The sequence below is a fragment of the Oleiphilus sp. HI0061 genome (assembly GCF_001635675.1).
Window position 1 is genome coordinate 1 of sequence record NZ_LWFE01000640.1, and the last position, 713, is coordinate 713.

At 47.8% G+C, this 713-nt stretch carries 1 protein-coding gene; it reads left to right on the plus strand.

Features of this window, described 5'->3' with window-relative positions; translation table 11 throughout:
* A partial coding sequence (locus A3735_RS30560; protein WP_197485764.1) for a hypothetical protein occupies window positions 1-713 on the plus strand: 713 nt, incomplete at both ends.

Consider the following 713-nt stretch of genomic DNA (forward strand, 5'->3'; position numbering starts at 1 on the left):
TTGACGACTGATGACTTGGTTGCGGGTTGTACTGGTGCTGAAGCGCTGGGAGCGATGGTTGAATCAATTGGCCGAATCACTGAAGAGCCCTGGGAGTTGGAAGTGCTTCTAAACTTAGGTGCTGGTGGTTGTGAAGAAGCAAGAGCTTTTGAACAAGAGCTTGCGTACTTGCGATACATTCGTGGACAGCAGCCAGATATGGCGCAAGATTCATTGATCGCCCAGAAAAATCACCATGTAAGAGCTGCGAAGCGTTATTACAAAGGCTGGCTGGCCTTGATTCAGTTTAATGGAGGTTTAGAAATTGGTGGTGAGTGTCCTGATCTTGAGCAAGAGTTTGATCAGATTGTTTGGTTGGCGGGATTGATTAATGGTCTTTTGTCCTTGAACCACGATATTCTCTCGGGTGTTGGTACCGGGGTGCCTAAAAACATTGCGGCACAAGCAGAACGTGGTGCGGGTTGTTTGGATAACCGGGCGTGGTTTGGCGTCCCTTTAGCGTTAAAAGCAGCGGTTTGGAGCTTGTTACCTGGTGCATTACCAGAGGGTGAAAATGCTTGGGAGCGATTGGAGCAAGCTGACCAGATTGGTGAAAATGCGCATATCCGTTTGGCGCACGTTTTCCATATTATCGCCGCTTATTCTAAAGGTGACATGGAGCGTGTAAGAACGGTTATTAAGCGACATGCTGAGCACATCACTAATCATAAAGC